The following is a 16,201-nucleotide window of genomic DNA, read 5'->3' as shown; positions in this document are numbered from 1 at the left end:
CACGCGTAGCCTGAGCGAATGCTCCGTCGCCTGCTGCGCGTCGTCCTCGCCCTGATCGCCCTCGGCTTCCTGGGTTACGGGCTGGCCACGAACTGGGACGAGACCACCGGGGCGGTGGCGGCGATGTCGCCGTGGGCGGTGCTCGGGGCGTTCGCGGCGGTGCTGCTCGGCCAGGTCTTCATCCTGGTGGCCTGGCGGGAGATCCTGGCGGGGCTCGGCACGCGGGTGCCGCTGCGGATCGCCGGGCGGATCATGTTCGTGGGCCAGCTGGGCAAGTACATCCCGGGCGCCGTGTGGGCGTACGCGGCGATGATGGACCTCGGGCGCGACCACGGGAGCCCGCCCCGGCGCACGTTCGCGACGATCTCGCTGAGCCTGGTGATCAACCTCGGCGTCGCCGTCTCGATCGCCGCGGCGACGCTGGGCTCGCTGGAGGCGGTGCGCAAGGCCTGGTACCTCGTGCTGCTCGTGCCGGTGATCATCGTGTGCCTGCATCCCAAGGTGCTCACCTGGGGTCTCAACCTGGCGCTGCGGATCGCACGCAAGGAGCCGCTGGAGAGCGTGCTGCCCGGCCGTACCGTGGTCGTCGCGGTGGCGTGGACCGCGCTCGGCTGGTTCGTGTACGGCCTGCACATCTGGTTGCTCTCCGGCCGCTCCGACCTCTACCTCGTCGCGACCGGAGCGTACGCGTTCGCGTGGGCCACCGGGATCCTCACCATCGTCGTGCCCGCGGGGGTCGGGGTCAGGGAGGGCGCGCTGGTGCTGGTGCTCGCGCCGATCATCGGCACCCCGGCGGCGCTCGCGGTGGCGATCGTGTCGCGGCTGGCGTTCACGCTGGCGGACGCGACGGCCGCGGGCATCTCGTTCGTGCTCGGCCGTCAGGCGGCCAGCAGCGTCCCCGCGTACGCCGACCAGAACGGCTCGGGGTCGACGGCCTTGACGCCCGACCGCAACCTCTCGGGCTCGCCCGAGGCGTAGAAGCGTTCGAGGGCCGCGCGCAGCGCCCCGGCGTCACCCGGCTCGACCAGCAGCCCGTCCACGCCGTCGGTGACGTGATCGGCGAGCGCGCCGACGCGGGTGGCGATCACCGGCACGCCGTGCTCGTGGCCGAGCCAGACGTTCTGGCTGGCGGTCGCGTTCCGGTACGGGAGCACGAGCGCGTCCGCCCGCGCGAACAGCCCCGGCACGTCCTCGGCGGCCACGTAGCCGGGCCGCAGCTCGACCCGGTCACCGAGGCCCAGCTCGGCGATCAGCGCCCGCGTCTCGTCGAGCCCGCCCCAGAACTCCCCCGCGACGGTCAGCGAGATCCCGTCGGGCAGCGCCCTGAGCAGCAGGTCCAGCCCCTTGTACGGCCGCACGATGCCGAAGAACAGCAACCTGCGGTGGACCTGGGTGGACTTCTCGGCGTTGGTGGAGGGCAGGTGCGGCGGCAGCGCCGCCACGCTGACCGGGCTGCCCGTCAGCCCCTTGGCCAGCCCGGCCTGCTGCTCGGAGTGGGTCAGCACCCCGTTGACCCGCTTGAGCAGCGCCTTCATGAGCGGCTCGTCGTACGGCTTGCGCTCGTGGGGCAGCACGTTGTGGCAGAGGGCAATAGTCCTGACTTTTCGCCTTATCCCGTACAAAATCCCCAAATATGCGGGGACCTGCACCGGGCTCAGCACGGCCAGCACCACCAGATCCGCCGACCTGAGCCGCCTCCCGGCGGACACCCACCCGTCGGGACGCCGCCAGTCGAGCCTGCGCAGGGTGTTCGGGAAAGGCGTGCCCTCCGGCGCGGAGATCGTCTGCTGCCCCGGGTAGAGGAACGACGGATACTGCGCCCGCCACGACTCGATCACCACGTCGTGGCCCTGGGCCGTGAGGCGGTGCGCCAGCTCGGTGGTGTGCTGGGCCCCGCCCCCCTTGTACGGATAGGTGGGGCCGACGATCGCGATCCGCACGCGCTACTCCCCCCGCGAGCGCACGATCAGGTCGGCGAGCAGCGCCACGGACCCGATCAGCAGCCCGGACAGGAAGATCATCACGGTGTTGGCCGGGAAGTAGAACGGGTGCATGACCATGTCCCACAGACCCTTCACGAACCCGATGCCCACCAGCCACAGCGCGGGCGGCATGAGCACCTTGAGCGGGTTGAAGTACATGATCATCCGCAGCACCTGCAGGATGTAGCGGTACGCGTCGGACACGAAGCTGAACTTCGACTTCCCGGCCCGCTTGGCGTAGTCGATCGGCAGGTAGTAGATGTCGTGCTGGTTGGACAGGAACGACAGCGTGATCGTCGTCACGCACGAGAACCCGGGCGGGAGCAGCCGCAGGTAGGGCTTGGCCACCGTCCTGCGGAAGGCCCGCAGCCCCGAGTTGAGGTCGGGGATCTTCTGCCCGGCCAGCTGCTCCGCCACCTTGCGGATCACCCATTTGGCGGGGACCCGCAGCAGCTTGTGCGAGCCCTCCTCGCTGGTGCGCGCGCCGACCACCTGGTCGATCATCGGATCCTTCTCCAGGATCTGCACCAGCTCGGGGATGCGGTCGTTGGGGTAGGTCATATCGGCGTCGGTCCAGACGACGATCTCGCCCTTGGCCTCCTGCGTGCCGATGCGCCGCACGGTGCCCGCGCCGCCGTTGCGGTGGAAGGCGCGGATGCGCAGGTGGGGGTAGTCGGGAGCGGCCTGCTTCAGCCTGGCCAGCGTCTCGTCGGTCGAGCAGTCGTCCACGGCCACGAGCTCGTAGGTGTAGCCGCTCGAGTCCATGGACCTGGTGATGCGCTCGACTTCATCGATGACGTGATCCTGCTCGTTGTAGCAGGGAAGAACGATGGTGACGTACGGCGCTTCTTCCACGGCAGGTCCACTCTTCGGGGTCTCTAGCGTGCTCACGGGCCTTGAGGGTACTCTGCCCAACTCAAAGCCGAGTCCACGTGCGCCCACTGGGAGCTCCCACTTCCAAGATCATCCATTCCCTTCGGGGAGGGCCATCCAGGCGCCGATCTGCAGGCCCCAGGTGCCGTTCGGGGCGTCCACGAGAGAGCGTTCGTCCTGGCGGGAGGCCAGCGCGAAGACCTGGGTCGGAGATCCGTACGGCGCCACCTGGACCTCGTCGGCGGCCAGCACGACGGGGACGCGGCCCGCGGCGCGCACCCGCGCGATCAGCCGGCGCACCTGCGCCTCGGGGGCGGTGTCCACCGAACCCTCGCGGGCAACGATCGCCGCCGGGCGGTCGCACATGCCGCGTACGAGCTGGGTGAACCGATCGCCGGTCACCCGCTCCACGATCAGCACCGACGCGTCGGGCGGGAGCTTCGCGCACATCCCCGCCACCGCCGCCGCCTCGCCCCGCTCGACCGGCGTGAACGCCGTCCCGATGGAGGTGACGGCCGGCGGCGCGAGGACGATCAGGACGGCGAGCGCCATCCCCCACCGCCGCGCCCGGGGCCCGCGCGGCCAGGACGGCGGGTGCGCCCGGAGCAGGTCGCGCAGCCGTGCCAGGCCGTACATGGCGAGCAGGATCAGGCCCGGGATCACGATGGGGACCAGGCGGCGGGCGGCCCACGGGTGGTCGGGGGTGATCTCGGGGCGCAGGAGCGTGGTGACGGTGGTCCAGCCGATCACCGCGAGGGGCAGCAGCCACTCGAACGGCCCGCCGTCCCGCAGCAGCCTGCGCACCAGCACCGCCGCCGCGACCGTGGCCAGCACCACCACGGGGATGCCGACGTACCAGGTCACCCAGTGCAGGGAGTTCTCGAAGTAGAGCCGGGTGTCGTCCACGGGCAGGCCGTTGGCCTGCTGGGTCTGGGCGATCATCAGGGCCGTGCGCCGGTCGTCCTCCGTCACGGGCACGCGGGTCACGGTCTGGAACCACGGGCGCGCGTACAGGCCGGCCATGAGCAGCACGACCAGCCCGGCCCCGGCCGCGGGGACCCACGCCGGCGGCCGGATCCTGGCCAGCAGCGGGGCGGTGGCCGTGCCCACCGCGGTGAGCACGAGGACGGCGGCGCAGATGGCCAGCAGCGGCTTGACCGACCCCGACAGGTACGACAGGTAGGGCCGGGAGAGCAGGTACGCCGCGAGCATCCCGGCCCCGGCACCCGCCACCAGCCCGGCCAGCAGCGGCACGCCCAGCGCCCCCTGCGGCCTGGCGAAGCGGCGCATCGCGATCAGCAACCCCGCGAACGCCAGCACGGGCAGCACGTCGCGCAGCCCGTCGACCCGGACCAGCACGGCCAGCCCGAACACCAGCCCGGCCAGCAGCCCGCGGGCCCGGCCCGGCCGGGCGAGCGCGTCGTGTGCCAGCGCCAGCCCGCCGAACAGCAGGATCAGCGACGGGATCTCGCTGAACGTGCTGCGCGAGGTGTAGAGGATCGGCAGGCTGACCGCGAACACCGCCGCCCCCAGCACCGCCCACCGCGCCCCCGCCAGCCGCGCCACCACCCCGGCCACCGTGAGCACGGCCAGCCCGCCCAGCACCGCCGGGATCGCGAAGGGCATCCCCAGCCAGTCGCCGACCGCGAACAGGATCGGCGGCCCCGGCATGAACTGCGGCACCACCGCCCCGTCGAACGCGTAGAACCCGACGCTCTTGAAGATCAGCGACGGGTCCGGGCCGCCGAACGCCCAGGCCTGCGTGGGAACGGGCAGCGAGCCGTGGCCCGCGATCCAGGCCGCGTACTGCGCGTACGTGGCCGGGTCGCGCCTGACGACGATCTGCTCGGTGTGCATGAGAGTGTTGAACACGCCGGACGCCACGGCCACCGCCACGACACCCATGACCTGCCGGGATGTGGCCTCGGCCACCTTGCCGAGGCCGCGGGTGCCGGCCCGGCAGAGCAGGGCGGCGGCGGGCAGCCCGAGCAGCACCGCGGGCAGCGGCGCGAAGTGGCCGAGCAGCAGCAGCGGCAGCCCCGCCACCAGCCAGCCCGCCACGGCGAGCGCGGGCGCCACCGAGAGCACGGCGAGCGTCCGCCCGGATCGGTCGAGTCCCATCGGTGAGCGAGCGTATCCAACCTGGAGGTCCCGGTGGGTTCCGCCACACGGCGGGCGATCTTCATCTCAACCGGGGAGACCTGGCGTGCGTATCCCTTATCGGCCGGTTGGCACGGGGTTCACTGAATGGCGGGTAGCGTACGTGGGCACTACGGGACATGCCGGAGAGACAGCGGGAGGGCGTGCGGGTGATGCCGGAGACTCGCGCCGACATGCCCGCTCGCAGAGGCCTGGCGTGGGTCGGAGACCCGTCCCGGTGGAGGCGGCACGGGTGGTTCCTGGCGGTCCTCGCCCTCGGCACGGCCCTGCGCGCCCTGGCGATGCTGGGCTACCGGCCGGCCCTGTGGTTCCCCGACTCCTACACCTACGTCGTCACCGTCTTCAAACCCCGCCCCGACCTGGTCCGCCCGGCGGGCTACTCGATGTTCCTGAAGCTGCTGGAGCCGTTCCACACCTTCGGGATGGTCACGGCCGCGCAGCACCTGCTCGGCCTGGCCACCGGCGTGCTGATCTACCGGGTCGCGCGACGGGCGCCGAGGTGGGTGGCAACGCTGGCCACGGTGCCGGTGCTGCTCGACGCGTACCAGATCGAGCTGGAGCACCTGCTCGTCTCGGACACGCTCTTCATGTTCCTGGTGGTGGCGGCGGTGGCGCTGTGCGGGTCGGAGCGGCGGCGCACGGTGGCCGCCATCGGCCTGCTGCTGGCCGCCGCCACCCTCACCAGGACCGTCGGCCAGCCTCTCATCCTGCTCCTGGCCGCCTGGTACGTGCTGCGCGGGCGCCTGCGCCTGGCCGGGCTGCTGCTGGCCACCGCCCTCGTGCCGGTCATCGCGTACGGCGCCTGGTTCTACGCCACGTACCAGCGGGTCGGGCTCGTGGGCGCGAACGGCGTCTTCATGTACGCCCGCACGATGTCGTTCGCCGACTGCGCCAGGATGGACCCGCCGCCGGACCTGCGGGTCCTGTGCGACCCGCGCCCCCCGGAGCGGCGGCCGCCGTCGCAGGAGTACATCTGGGCGAAGGACTCCCCGCTCGTGCTGCTGCCCGGGATCACGTTCACGAAGGAGACCGACGACCTGGCGGGCCGGTTCGCGACCCTGGCGATCACCAGGCAGCCGCTCGACTACGCCGCCTCGGTGCTGACGGAGCTGGGCCGCACGTTCACGTGGGGCCGCCCGGTCTACCCCGATCCGGAGATCTACGGCTACTACCAGTTCCCGGTGACGGAGCCGGGGCCGCCCGGCCGCTATCCCGCACAGGTCGGCGCCGACTATGCCAAGCTCTACGAGCGGGGCCAGATCGGCACGGAGATCGTCGAGCCCTACGCCGGCTGGCTGAGGGCCTACCAGAACATGGTGCGGCTGCCCGGCCCGGTGCTCCTGGGGGTGCTGCTGGTGCCCCCGGTGGCGGCCGCCATCCGCCGGAGCGGGCGCAGGCGTCCCGCGCCCTGGCTCGTGCCCTGGTCAGCGGCCGTGGTGCTGCTGGTCACACCGGCCGCGGCGGCGGAGTTCGACTACCGATACGTGTTGCCGGCCGTGCCCCTGGCCTGTTTGGCGGCGGCCCTGAGCATCAGACCTGACGTGCGAAAACACTGCGTGAGCAAGAAAGAGTTTGGCGATGATATTCCACGTAATGTCCAGCTCTGAGTATGCTTTGCCGCGGAAACATCACGCCCGGGTCACGGTCGTTCCCCGCGGTCATGGCACCTGGCACGCCGTACGTGACCTCGTCTCGTGGCGCGAGGCGACGAAGCCAGCGCGTCAGGCGCGAGAAGTGAGGCTAGGGGACGTATGACTGACTACAGGAGCGTGCCCGTAGTCACCTCCGGGCAGGACTACCGGGCTGCCCCCACCCAGCCCGGCAGCAGGATGGCGCGTAGAGCGGCGGCCGCCGCGGCTCCGCCGCTCCCGCCCGACGACCGGCCGCCGCGCGGCCACCGCGGCGGCGGCAACGGCGGCGGCCAGAACAAGATGCGCATCCTGGCCTGGGTCAGCATCGGCGTGACCTCGCTCATGGTGGCCGGGGCGCTGACCGGCTACACGGTCTACCGGGACGCCTTCGGCAACATCAAGAAGAAGAGCGTCAACAGCGACATCATCAACCCCCGGCCCGTGGACACCGGCGCCCTCAACGTCCTGCTCGTCGGCTCCGACACCCGCGCGGGCAAGGGCAACGCGCGGTACGGCCAGAAGCTGGCCAGGGAGGCGGACGCGGGCGGCAAGCGCACCGACACGATCATCCTCATGCACATCTCGCCCAACCGGGACAAGGCGCGGCTGATCAGCTTCCCGCGTGACTCGATGGTGCAGATCCCCAAGTGCAAGAACGAGACCACCAAGCAGGAGATGCCGCCGCGCCGGGACATGATCAACTCGGCGTACAACTCCGGCGGCATCGCCTGCACGATCTCCACGATCGAGACCCTCACCGGCATCCGTGTCAACCACTTCGTCGAGGTCGACTTCAGCGGCTTCAAGAACATCGTGGACGCGCTCGGCGGCATCGAGATCTGCCTGAAGTCCGGCGTCAACGACAAGAACTCCAAGCTGGTCCTGCCGCCCGGCAAGAGCCTGCTCAACGGTGAGAAGGCCCTGGGCTACGTGCGCCTGCGCCACTACGGCGACGGCAGCGACATCCAGCGCATCAAGCGGCAGCAGATCTTCCTGAGCAAGGTCGTCGCCAAGGCCACCAGCAGCGAGCTGCTCACCGACGTCGGCAAGCTCAGGGACTTCATCGCGGCCGCGGCCGGATCGGTCACCATGGACCCAGAGCTGGCCAACGACACCGAGCAGCTCATCAACATCGCGCTGAGCGCCAAGGAGATGACCGCCGGCGGCGTCAAGTTCACGACGATCCCGTGGGGGCCCGACCCCGAGGACAAGAACCGCGTGGTCTGGAAGCAGCCCGACGCCAACGCGCTGTTCACCTCGATCAAGACCGACACCGAGGTCGCCACGCCGGCGCCGTCCGCCAGCACCGGCACCGCCACCGGCACCAAGCCCAAGGTCACGCTCAAGCCCGAGCAGGTGAAGATCCAGGTGCTCAACGGCACCAAGACCTTCGGCAAGGCCCGCGAGGTCGCCGACCAGCTCGCCAAGGAAGGCTTCAACGTCGTCGGCGTCGGCAACTACGAGGCCCCCGACGGCAAGAGCCTGCCGAAGACCGAGGTCCACTACGCCAAGACCATCGAGTCGGCGCCCGACCACGCCGGCACGCTGGCGGGGGCCCTCGTGCCCAAGCCCGCCCCGGCGTCGGGCAAGGTCGCGGTCACCAACCCGCAGCCGTACACGCCGACGACGGCCCCCACGAGCACCCCGCCGAAGGGCACTCCGGTGATCCAGCTGGTGGTGGGCGAGGACTTCGAGTCGGTCAAGGTGACCAAGCTGCCCGACAGCGTCAACAACAGCACGATCACGGCCTCCGAGCAGAAGAACACCTGCACCTGACGAGCCTCCAAGTTCCCTGTGGAATCGGGCGTTCTCGCCTCACGCGAGGGACAGGAGGCGCGTGGGCGGGATAGTCTGTTGCGGGTCGGCGACGCAGCGCGACCCGGAGCCGAGAGGCCACCCGTTGGTCGTGCTGCCGTCGTGTTCCCCGGCCCCGAGCGAAGCTGAGCGACTCCCCTGTGTCTGACACCAGATTCTCCCCACCGGTCACGACTCCGCGGAGCCCCGAGGAGGAGACCGGCGGCCCCGCCCAGACGGGAGCCCGCTGGCCGCTGCCGGAGGAGGCGTTCTGGAGCGAGGAAGCCGATCCGCACTGGATGGCGCCTGGTGAGCTGACCCAGCCGCAGCCCGCCGTCAAGGACGACGAGCCCCCGACGAAGAACCCGGCGGAGAGCCCGGCGGAGGGCCCCGCAAAGGCTCCGGCGAAGGGTCCCGCGAAGTCCCCGGCGAAGGCTCCCGCGAAGGCTCCTGCCGCGGCGGACGAGCCCTCGCAGGCGGCGCAGGAGCGGCGTCCGCGGAAGCGGGCGAAGGCCGCGGCGGACGACACGGCCCAGCCGCAGCCGGAGCCGAAGCAGGAGGCCCAGCCGGCCAAGCGCAAGCGCGACCCGTACCTCGACAACGTCAAGTTCGTGCTGATCGCGCTGGTGGTCGTCGGCCACTCGCTGGTGCCGACGCTGTCGGCGGACTCCTCCAGGGCCCTGTACATCTTCATCTACACGTTCCACATGCCGCTGTTCGTGCTGATCAGTGGCTATTTGTCCAGAAATTTCTGGAACTCGAACGCCAAGACCAACAAACTGGTCGACACGTTCCTGGTCCCGTACGTGATCGTCGAGGTCGGCTACGCCCTGCTCCGCGTCTCGGTGGGCCAGAAGTGGAGCCTGACGATCATCGACCCGGCGTGGCTCAACTGGTACCTGCTGGCGCTGCTGTTCTGGCGGCTGTCCACCCCGGTGTGGAAGCGGATGAAATATCCGGTGCCGGTCGCGATCGTCGTCTACCTGCTCTCCGGGTTCTCGCAGATCGAGGGCGACTTCAGCATGGACCGCTTCTTCGGTCTCATGCCGTTCTTCGTGATCGGCCTGGTGATGCAGCCGGAGCACTTCGAGATGCTCAACCGGCGGTGGATCAAGATCCTGGGGGTCCTCACGATCCTGGGTGCGGCGGGGGTGGCGATCCTCCTCGCGCCGCAGGCGAAGCTCTCCCCGTTCTACTTCAAGGCCAGCTTCCAGGACCTCCACCTGTCGTGGTACATGGGCCTCGGCATGCGCGCCGGGCTGCTGGTGTGCGCGCTGGCCATGTGCTTCGCCGTCCTGGCGCTGGTGCCCCGGGGCGAGACGTGGTTCTCCGACCTCGGCACCCGCACGCTCTACTGCTACCTGCTGCACGGCATTCCCGTGCTGGTCGCCAAGGAGATGGGCTGGCTGGAGTTCCCGTGGCTGTTCGGGCCGCTCGGCGTGCTGGCGATCGCCTCCAGCGCCTTCGCGCTGGCGATCGTGTTGTGCCTGCCTGAGACCCGCACGGTCTTCAAGTGGGTGCTCGAACCCCGCCTGACCTGGCTCTATCGCCGCCCATCACGAAGTTAAGCGACAGTTCTACCCACATTTACGCCTTTGACCTGGTAGGCGCGGAGCATCGACACATGCGGACATGTGTCGCCACGACCGTCCATCATCCCGAGGACGCCCGGATCATGCACCGGCAGATCAGGGCGCTGCTCGACGCGGGCCACGAGGTCACCTACGTCGCACCGTTCACGTACTTCAACGTGACCCCCACCATGGGGGTCACCGCGATCGACGTGGCGCGGCACGCCTCGTACGGCAGGGCGCGCGCGGCGCTGAAACGCGGCGTGAAGGGCGCGGACCTGCTGATCGTGCACGAGCACCGGCTGCTGGGCGCGTTGCCGTACAGGCGTCCTCCGGTCGTCTGGGACATACGCGAAGAGGTCTCCCCCAGGCGGCTGGCCCGCGCGGGGAGGCGCCACCGCGTGATCACGCCCGCGGTGGTTCCCGAGGCGACCCTGGTGTCACCCAGCCCGCCTCCTCCCGGCGACACCAGGGTGGTGCACATCGGCCGCCTCTCGTCCGAGCGCGGCGTGGCGGAGCTGATCGGGCTGGCCGAACGGCTGGTCCCGTACGGCGTCAGGCTCGACCTCATCGGCGCGGCGGCCCGGGACGTCCGTCCGCTGCTGCGTGACGCGCAGCGGGTCGGGCTGCTCGACTGGTTCGGGTACGTGCCCAACCGGCACGCGCTGCGCATGGCCGAGGGCGCGCTGGCGGGTCTTTCGCTGGCGGACGACACGGTGCGGACGGTGCCGACGAAGATCATGGACTACATGGGGCGCGGGCTGCCCGTCATCACGACTCCCCAGGGCTCGGCGCTGGTCGAGCGGACCGGCTGCGGGCTCGTGGTGCCGCTGGACGTGGAAGCCGTGCTGAACGCCGTGCTGGACCTGAAGGAGGACCCGGTGCGGCGGGCCCGGCTGGGCGTCCTGGGGCACGCCGAGGCGCGGCTGCACCACCACTGGCCGGACCACGCGGCGGCCTTCGTCAACCGCGCCGAGTCCTGGGCCGGCCTCCCCACCCACGCTCTGGCCGTCTGACCGGAACGGCCGGCCCTCCGGGAGCGCGGGCGACACGCCGGAGGCCGGGCGGCGGGTGCGGCACCACGGAAGGACATCGGGGGTGGGAATGGCGACACGACTGACGGGTTGATGTACTGGGGCCATGGCAACGCATCTGATCCAGGGCCGGACGGTGGCCATGCCGGTGCGGGTGCGGGACGCGGAGGTGTGCAGCGCCTTCTACGCGGTGCGCGCCGACGCCGCCAGGGCGGTGATCGCGTACTCCGGACTCGACGTGGCCGAGTTCCTGCCCGGCAAGGCCGTCTGCGTGCTGCTGTTCGTGGACTACCGCGACGGCGATCTGGACCCGTACCACGAGTTCGGCATGGCGTTCCTGGTGCGTCCCCCGGGCGTGTCCGGGACCGGAGGGCTCTGGGACCTGCGCCAGGCCGGGGTGTTCGTGCACTGGCTGCCCGTGGACCAGCCGTTCACGCTGGAGGCCGGGCGCACGCTGTGGGGGTTCCCGAAGGAGCTGGCGGACATCGAGCTGCGGCTCGGCACGCCGTACAAACGGTGTGTCCTGCGCAGGGACGGCCGGCTCGTGCTGGACATCCTGATCAAGCCGGGCGTGCCCGCGCCGGGCGCGACGGTGATGGCGCCGCTCGACGCCTACACGCACCGGGACGGGATCACGCGGCGCGTGCCCTGGTCCGTACGGGCCCGCGGCGCCCGGATCCGCCCCAGCGGGGCGCTGATCCGGCTGGGCAACCATCCCATCGCCAAGGAGCTGAGCGAGCTGGGGCTGCCCAGGCGGGCGATGTTCACCAGCACGATCTCGCGGGCCGCGATGTCCTTCGGCGAGGCCGTCGAGGTCTGACGCCCCGATGGCCCGCCGCGGTCAGACGATCGGCGGACGGCCCAGCTTGACCATGCGCCACGCCGTACGCCACGCCATGGGCCGCCGCTCGCCCGCCGGGGTGCGCAGGCCCTCGAAGAACCCGCTGAACCACGCCTTGAGCGCCGGCCCGGCCCCGCGCTCCCGCACGAGGGTGAGCACGACCCAGTTGGTGAGGTAGAGGAACGCCAGCGGCCACGGCAGGTTGCGCCGCGCCAGCCAGACCCGGTTGCGCGCGTTGAGCCGGTAGAACTCGACGTGCCGGGTCGGCGGGACCTGCGGATGGTACATCACCGTCTCGGCGTCGTACTCGATCCGGTAGCCCTCGCCCAGCAGCCGCCAGGCCAGGTCGGTCTCCTCGTGAGCGTAGAAGAACCGCTCGGGCAGCCCGCCCACCTGGAGGAAGGCCGAGCGCCTGATGGCCGAGGCGCCGCCGAGGAACGTCGTGACCGGCGACGAGCGCTGCGGGTCGCCGGCGCGCAGCCGGGGCACGTGGCGCCGCTGGCCGATGCCGCCGTCGGGGTCCATGACGCGGAAGGAGATCACCGCGAGGTCCGGCTCGGTGGCGAAGCGGTCGCGTACGTGCGCGACGACCTTCTGGTTGGCATACCAGCCGTCGTCGTCGAGGAACAGCACGACGTCTCCCGAGCACTCCTCCACGCCGCGGTTACGGCCTGCGGGGATGCCCGTGTTCTGATCGAGCCGGATCGCTTTCACGACCGCGGCCGACCCTTCGGGTGGCGTCGCCGACAATTCGGGCACATCTGCGCCGTTGCCCACGATCACCACCTCGACGTCGCCGTCGACCTGGTTGAGCGCGGACTCGACCGCCCGATTCAGCTCCGCGACCCGGTTACCCATGGTGAGGATGACGCACGAGATCTTCAACGAATCACTGTCCTGACGCGTTGAGAACACGGGCGGAGCATTCTTTCATGATCACCGAGTCTGCTGGTCTGCATGTTTTGGAAAGGCTGGGGCTAAGCGTATCGGAACCGAGGATGAACCCCCACCGAACGGCGGACGTCCGATCTATACGACGGACGGGGAGCTCCTCCGGTTCCGACATCAGATCACGCCAGTCTCTTCGAGGCGATGATGCTTACCAAATGCAGGACAACCTGTAGGCATGCCGCTACGAAGCAGGCCACGATCAGGACCCGCGAGGCCGTCAGGTCACCGAGGATCAGATCGACGACGGCGGCCGCCAGCGCCAGCAGCGACAGCTCGATCGGCTGCACGATCCGGTGGAACTTCGTCGCCGAGAGCACCCGCCGGCCCAGGCCCAGGAGCCCGGAGCGGAACTGCACCGCGGAAGCCTCCGTGGCGGCCTCCAGACCGCCCTTGGCCCGCGCCACCTCCACCAGGTCCGTCTCGGCCTTGATGAGGATCGCGCCGAGCGCCGCGGCGAAGCCCAGCACGGTGTACCAGTCGGGGAGGACGGCCGACGCCCGCCAGCCCAGCCCGGCCAGCACCGCGGCCTCGCAGAAGTAGGCCCCGACCCGGTCGAGGTAGACCCCGACCAGCGAGGTCTTCCCCGTCCAGCGGGCCAGCTCGCCGTCGGAGCAGTCGAGCAGCAGGTAGACCTGCACCAGCAGGGCGGCGCCCACGGCGGCCCACAGGCCCGGCAGGGCGAGCACGACCCCGGCCAGGGCCCCGGCCACCGTCATCACCCAGGTGAGCTGGTTGGGCGTGACCGAGGTCTTGGCGAACAGCCAGGTGACGTAGATGGACAGCTGGCGCATGTAGAGCACGCCGGCCCAGTGCTCGCCGTTCCTGCGCTCGAGGTGGCCGGCGGGCTGGGCGACCCGCCGGATCTCAGCTACCGAAGGCCCGGACATAGTCCCCCACCCGATCGTGGATCTCGGAGTCCTGCATGCGCAGGTGCTCCAGGATCGTGTAGCGGCCGGGGCGGGTGGACGGTGCCAGGGCGACGGCCTCGGCGAACTGCTGGCCGGTCAGCCCGATGTCGGCGGGCACGACGGGCAGCTTGTGCCGGCGCAGGCAGTCGACCACCTGCGTGACCCGGGCCTCGTCCTCCCTCAGGAAGAAGCAGAAGGCGGCACCGATCCCGGCGAGCTCGCCGTGGTTGGAGGTGCCGGGGAAGAGCTGATCCACGGCATGAAGGATCTCATGATCTCCACCGCTCGCGGGCCGGGACGACCCCGCGATCACCATGGACATGCCGGACAGGATGAGGGACTCGGCCAGCACGGTCAGGAACGCGTCGGACTCGATGGAGTCGCCGCGGCCGATGAGCGCCTCGGCGGACGTGCGGGACATCGAGCAGGCCAGCCCGTCGATGGGCTCGCCGCGCTCGACGTTGCCGAGCTGCCAGTCCTCGATGGCCGACAGGTTGCTCACCACGTCGCCCACGCCCGCCCTGACCAGCGACTCCGGCGCGTTGTGCACGAAGTCGAGGTCGACCAGGATGGCCAGCGGCATCGGCACCCCGAACGAGCCCTTGCCGCCCTCGTAGACCAGGGAGGCTGTGGGCGAGCAGATGCCGTCGTGGGAGAGGTTGGTGGCCACCGCGACCATCGGGATGCCGGCGAGCGAGGCGGCGTACTTGGTGGCGTCGATGGTCTTGCCGCCGCCGACGCCCACCACCACCTCGTAGGCGGCCTTGCGCAGGTCGGCGCCGAGGGAGACGGCCGCGTCGACCGAGCCGTCGGCCACCCGGAACACCTCGGCCTCGCCCAGCTGGGGTGTGATCAAGCTCTCGATGTGGTCGCCCTGCCCGCGGCCGACGGCCACCGCGACCCGGCCGGAGGTGGCCACCCTGCTGTCGGCCAGCAGGGCGCCGAGCTCGGCCACCGCGCCCCGCCTGACCTGCATGGTCAGCGGCGCCGGCAGCATCCTCGCTAGAAGCGGCATGCGCGCCCCCTCAGTAGCGGACGGCTATGGTACGAGCCTTCGCCAGGTCGTCGTGGTTGTCCACCTCGACCCAGTCGACCTCGCCGATGGGCGCGGCGTGGATGACCTCGCCGCGCTCGACCATCTCCTGGTAGCCGTCCTCGTAGTAGAGCTGGGGGTCACGCTCGAAGGTCGTCTTGAGCGCGTCGGCCAGCAGGTCGGCCGCGCCGGGCCGGATGAGGGTGGCGCCGATGTACTCGCCGTACGCCTCGGCCGGGTCCATCAGCTTGGTGATGCGGCGCAGCGAGCCCTCCGGCGAGAGCGTGACCTTCATCTCCTCGTCGGCGAGCTTCTTGACGTTGTCGACGGCCAGCAGGATGCCGCTCGTCTCAGGAGCGGACAGCAGCGTCTTCTCGACCGAGACCGGGTGCACGGTGTCGCCGTTGACCAGCAGCACGCCCTGGGAGAAGTAGTCGCGGGCGCACCACAGGGAGTAGGCGTTGTTCCACTCCTCGGCCTTGTCGTTGTGGACGAGGGTGAGCTTGACGCCGTGCCGCTGCTCCAGGGCCTCCTTGCGGTCGTGGACGGCCTGCGCCGCGTAACCGACGACGACCACGACCTCCCGCAGGTCCACCGCCGCGAGGTTGCGCAGGGAGATGTCCATGATCGTGGTTTCGCCGTCGACCGGCACGAGCGCCTTCGGCAACGTGTCGGTGTACGGCCGCAGACGTCGTCCGGCTCCAGCGGCCAGAACCATTCCCAGCAACGTGCACTCCTCAGTCGAGCATGTCTTCGTGAGCCCAAAGAGTATTCGTCTTTGGGCCCTGAGCGGGTAATCCGGCGTTAGTCTTGCGTTCCCGTATCGGGTGTTTCCACCCCGGAACGGGGCGCGGCGAGCCAGCACGTGAGGCTCTCCCAGCCGAAGAACGCCCACAGATAGAGCGCGAGCAGCAGATAGCCGCCGGTCAGCCAGCCCGTGAGGGCGACCAGCGAGACCACCATCATCCGGCCGTCCCAGCCGAGGCCGAACGTGGACAGCCACGCCGGCGCGTACACGCGCTGCCGCAGCCGGTAAACAAGATCATAGTGGTGGAACGCCAGCGCGCCGAGCAGCAGGAAGATCACCACAGGGTGCACCTCGTGGGCGAACCCGCACGCCGCGACGAAGGTGTACTCGATGAGCCGCAGGATCGGCGGGACGAGCCAGTCGAACCTGCCGTCGTGCGCGTGCGTGCTGCCCGGCCCGGCCAGCAGCAGCGTCACGGCGGGCGCGAACACCGCGAGCCCGTCCGTACCCGCCACGCCGAGCAGCAGCAGCACGCCCGTGACGAACGTGCCCGCGATCACCGGCGGCAGCGGTGGGAGCTGCCCGGCCACGAGCAGGCCCATGGCGCGCGAGAGCGGGCCGTCGTCGCGGTAGGCCACGACCGTGCTGCGGGGGACGGGAGTCATGTGGACCGAA

At 70.5% G+C, this 16,201-nt stretch carries 14 protein-coding genes; 6 read left to right on the top strand and 8 right to left on the bottom strand.

Translation table 11 applies throughout. The features are described 5' to 3' along the window. Positions 1–18 precede the first annotated feature (18 nt). A complete protein-coding gene (locus tag AB0J87_RS03505) occupies positions 19–978 on the top strand; it encodes a lysylphosphatidylglycerol synthase transmembrane domain-containing protein (RefSeq protein WP_363962452.1) in 960 nt (319 codons plus the stop codon). On the opposite strand, the gene AB0J87_RS03500 is transcribed toward AB0J87_RS03505, so the two are convergent. From AB0J87_RS03500 to AB0J87_RS03490, 3 genes are all read right to left on the bottom strand, one after another. Continuing rightward, the gene (locus AB0J87_RS03500; RefSeq protein ID WP_363962451.1) at positions 879–1,940 is read right to left on the bottom strand and encodes a glycosyltransferase family 4 protein; all 1,062 of its coding nucleotides are present in this window, start codon (positions 1,938–1,940) and stop codon (positions 879–881) included. The genes AB0J87_RS03505 and AB0J87_RS03500 overlap by 100 nt on opposite strands. A 3-nt stretch (positions 1,941–1,943) precedes the next feature. Next, entirely contained in the window at positions 1,944–2,873 is a 930-nt protein-coding gene (locus tag AB0J87_RS03495; protein WP_357726325.1) for a glycosyltransferase family 2 protein, read from the bottom strand. 72 nt (positions 2,874–2,945) lie between these two features. Continuing rightward, the gene (locus AB0J87_RS03490) at positions 2,946–4,976 is read right to left on the bottom strand and encodes a hypothetical protein (protein WP_363962450.1); all 2,031 of its coding nucleotides are present in this window, start codon (positions 4,974–4,976) and stop codon (positions 2,946–2,948) included. Between the two features lie 158 nt (positions 4,977–5,134). Between AB0J87_RS03490 and AB0J87_RS03485 the strand changes: the two genes are divergently transcribed. The 5 genes from AB0J87_RS03485 to AB0J87_RS03465 all read left to right on the top strand — a co-directional run bounded on the left by AB0J87_RS03485 (position 5,135) and on the right by AB0J87_RS03465 (position 11,865). Then, entirely contained in the window at positions 5,135–6,622 is a 1,488-nt protein-coding gene (locus AB0J87_RS03485) for a hypothetical protein (RefSeq protein WP_363962449.1), read from the top strand. Between the two features lie 144 nt (positions 6,623–6,766). Next, positions 6,767–8,422: an LCP family protein gene (locus AB0J87_RS03480; protein ID WP_363962448.1), complete on the top strand. Its 1,656-nt coding sequence runs from the start codon at positions 6,767–6,769 to the stop codon at positions 8,420–8,422. Positions 8,423–8,601: 179 nt separating this feature from the next. Beyond that, a complete protein-coding gene (locus tag AB0J87_RS03475) occupies positions 8,602–10,008 on the top strand; it encodes an acyltransferase family protein (RefSeq protein ID WP_363962447.1) in 1,407 nt (468 codons plus the stop codon). 56 nt (positions 10,009–10,064) lie between these two features. Then, positions 10,065–11,027 carry a glycosyltransferase gene (locus AB0J87_RS03470; protein ID WP_363962446.1) on the top strand — a complete coding sequence of 321 codons (963 nt, stop codon included), beginning with the start codon at positions 10,065–10,067 and terminating at the stop codon, positions 11,025–11,027. Between the two features lie 124 nt (positions 11,028–11,151). Continuing rightward, complete coding sequence (locus AB0J87_RS03465) at positions 11,152–11,865, top strand: acetoacetate decarboxylase family protein (RefSeq protein ID WP_363962445.1); 714 nt, start codon at positions 11,152–11,154, stop codon at positions 11,863–11,865. A gap of 21 nt (positions 11,866–11,886) precedes the next feature. On the opposite strand, the gene AB0J87_RS03460 is transcribed toward AB0J87_RS03465, so the two are convergent. The 5 genes from AB0J87_RS03460 to AB0J87_RS03440 form a co-directional block, all read right to left on the bottom strand. After that, entirely contained in the window at positions 11,887–12,771 is an 885-nt protein-coding gene (locus AB0J87_RS03460) for a glycosyltransferase (protein ID WP_350728361.1), read from the bottom strand. A gap of 185 nt (positions 12,772–12,956) precedes the next feature. Continuing rightward, a complete protein-coding gene (locus AB0J87_RS03455; protein ID WP_355190715.1) occupies positions 12,957–13,724 on the bottom strand; it encodes a CDP-alcohol phosphatidyltransferase family protein in 768 nt (255 codons plus the stop codon). Next, positions 13,702–14,742, bottom strand: coding sequence for an iron-containing alcohol dehydrogenase family protein (locus tag AB0J87_RS03450; RefSeq protein ID WP_363963101.1), 1,041 nt, complete (start codon positions 14,740–14,742; stop codon positions 13,702–13,704). Before AB0J87_RS03450 ends, AB0J87_RS03455 begins: the two co-directional genes overlap by 23 nt. 28 nt (positions 14,743–14,770) lie before the next feature. Continuing rightward, a complete protein-coding gene (locus AB0J87_RS03445) occupies positions 14,771–15,505 on the bottom strand; it encodes a phosphocholine cytidylyltransferase family protein (RefSeq protein ID WP_350728359.1) in 735 nt (244 codons plus the stop codon). Positions 15,506–15,582: 77 nt separating this feature from the next. Beyond that, a complete protein-coding gene (locus tag AB0J87_RS03440; protein ID WP_363962444.1) occupies positions 15,583–16,191 on the bottom strand; it encodes a DUF5941 domain-containing protein in 609 nt (202 codons plus the stop codon). Positions 16,192–16,201: the final 10 nt, after the last annotated feature.

This window comes from Nonomuraea sp. NPDC049625 (assembly GCF_040675285.1).
In the GTDB taxonomy this organism is placed as follows: Bacteria; Actinomycetota; Actinomycetes; order Streptosporangiales; family Streptosporangiaceae; genus Nonomuraea; species Nonomuraea angiospora_A.
The sequence above is the reverse complement of the archived record's forward strand: the minus strand, read 5'-3'. Positions and strand labels throughout refer to the sequence as shown.

What these genes read in the sequence shown, in the direction of transcription:
- AB0J87_RS03470 (WP_363962446.1), top strand. Translation starts at nt 10,065, where the DNA reads ATGCGGACATGTGTCGCCACGACCGTCCATCATCCCGAGGACGCCCGG.
- AB0J87_RS03480 (WP_363962448.1), top strand. Translation starts at nt 6,767, where the DNA reads ATGACTGACTACAGGAGCGTGCCCGTAGTCACCTCCGGGCAGGACTAC.
- AB0J87_RS03465 (WP_363962445.1), top strand. Translation starts at nt 11,152, where the DNA reads ATGGCAACGCATCTGATCCAGGGCCGGACGGTGGCCATGCCGGTGCGG.
- AB0J87_RS03450 (WP_363963101.1), bottom strand. Translation starts at nt 14,742, where the DNA reads ATGCTGCCGGCGCCGCTGACCATGCAGGTCAGGCGGGGCGCGGTGGCC.
- AB0J87_RS03505 (WP_363962452.1), top strand. Translation starts at nt 19, where the DNA reads ATGCTCCGTCGCCTGCTGCGCGTCGTCCTCGCCCTGATCGCCCTCGGC.
- AB0J87_RS03490 (WP_363962450.1), bottom strand. Translation starts at nt 4,976, where the DNA reads ATGGGACTCGACCGATCCGGGCGGACGCTCGCCGTGCTCTCGGTGGCG.
- AB0J87_RS03455 (WP_355190715.1), bottom strand. Translation starts at nt 13,724, where the DNA reads ATGTCCGGGCCTTCGGTAGCTGAGATCCGGCGGGTCGCCCAGCCCGCC.
- AB0J87_RS03485 (WP_363962449.1), top strand. Translation starts at nt 5,135, where the DNA reads ATGCCGGAGAGACAGCGGGAGGGCGTGCGGGTGATGCCGGAGACTCGC.
- AB0J87_RS03440 (WP_363962444.1), bottom strand. Translation starts at nt 16,191, where the DNA reads ATGACTCCCGTCCCCCGCAGCACGGTCGTGGCCTACCGCGACGACGGC.